Origin of the sequence: Hydrotalea sp., from assembly GCF_049968455.1 — a bacterium.
Lineage (GTDB): Bacteria > Bacteroidota > Bacteroidia > Chitinophagales > Chitinophagaceae > Hydrotalea.
The window spans coordinates 1-1658 of sequence record NZ_JBMFQT010000052.1 but is presented as its reverse complement, the minus strand read 5'-3'; the positions used below and the strand labels follow the sequence as shown (position 1 = coordinate 1658).

The window sequence follows — 1658 nt, the reverse complement described above, 5'->3', positions numbered from 1 at the left end:
AAATTGGAAAAACAGCAATAGTTACCGGAGGAGCATCGGGAATAGGCTTTGCCATTGCGAAAAAATTTACGGAAAACAATATTAGAACCATAATTATTGGAAGAGATGAGCAAAAATTACTAACCGCAGCAAATGAATTAGGAAATTTATGTACCCCAATTACATTCAACTTAAATAATATAGATGCCATTGAACATAAAGTGCAAGAAATTTTACAAGAACATGGCAACATTGACATATTAGTGAATAATGCTGGCATTAATCTAAAAAAAAAATTTACGGAAGTTTCCTTTACTGAATTTCAATCTATTTTAAACACAAATGTTACGGCAGTTTTTGCCATTTCTCAGGCCATAGTTAAACACATGATTCCGAAAAAAAAAGGAGTCATTATTCATATTAGTTCCATGGCATCTCGCTATGGATTACCAAAAGTAATTGCATATACCGCTTCTAAAGCAGCTATTGAAGGAATGACTCGTGCTATGGCAGTTGAACTTTCGCCAATGGGTATCCGTATTAATTGTATTGCCCCTGGATTTATTGCCACTGAAATGAGTGCTAAAGCGCTAAATAATGATCCCGATAGATTGAGTAAAGTAATTACCCGAACACCAATGGGCAAACTGGGCATGCCGGAAGATGTTGCAGATGCCGCGCTTTTTTTAGCTTCAGATGCAGCAAAATTCATAACCGGAACAATTTTAACTGTTGATGGTGGAAATGCAATAGGTTTTTAAAAAAACATTTCATCATGAAAAATGTATTCATATTTATTTTTGCTTGTGCTATATCAACTATTTTGCATGCTCAAAATATCGTTGCATTTACCCAACAAAAAGATAATTGGCAACTATGGAATAATAATGATCCTTTATACATTTACACAGACTCTACCGATGACTGGTTGGTACAAAAATCGGCTGCATTTTTACAAAGCGATTTAAAAGCAGTTACTCATAAAAACATTTACATTACACACAACTTATCATCTGTAAAGGGAAATGTTATCATAATTGGAACAATTAAAGCCTCTGCCACATTACACAAATTAGCTGCAGAAAAAAAAATCAACTTAAATTCTTTACAAAATCAATGGGAGGCATTTCAAATTAAAACCATACAAAATTTACTTTCCAATAAATACCATGCAATCATTATAGCGGGCAGCGACAAACGTGGAGCTGCTTATGGTGTATTTGAAATTTCGAAACAAGCCGGTATTTCACCTTGGTATTGGTGGGCAGATGTTCCTATTATTCCACATCAAAATATTTATGTAAAAAACGGAACCTACTACTTCCCCTCACCTTCCGTACAATACAGAGGAATTTTTATAAATGATGAAGCACCAGCATTTTCAGGATGGACAAAAGAAAAATTTGGTGGGGTTAATCACTTGGTATATGAAAAGGTATTTGAATTACTATTGCGCTTAAAGGCTAACTATTTATGGCCTGCCATGTGGGGAAATGCTTTTAATGATGATGATACACTTAACCCAATTCTTGCTAATCAATATGGAATTGTCATGGGCACATCACATCATGAGCCCATGTTACGTGCGCAGCAAGAATGGAAGCGCTATGGCAAAGGTGCATGGAACTATCAAACCAACCAGGCTGTATTAGATTCTTTTTGGAAAAAAGGAATTGAAA

Annotated in this window: 2 protein-coding genes; both read left to right on the top strand. The window is 35.0% G+C overall.

Annotated elements, in window-relative coordinates; all coding sequences use genetic code 11:
• Nucleotides 1-740 (top strand): SDR family NAD(P)-dependent oxidoreductase (locus ACP5P5_RS13645; protein WP_428286667.1); only part of this gene is annotated, 740 nt, incomplete at its 5' end.
• A 14-nt stretch (nucleotides 741-754) separates the two neighbouring features.
• A partial coding sequence (locus ACP5P5_RS13640; protein ID WP_428286666.1) for a glycosyl hydrolase 115 family protein occupies nucleotides 755-1658 on the top strand: 904 nt, incomplete at its 3' end.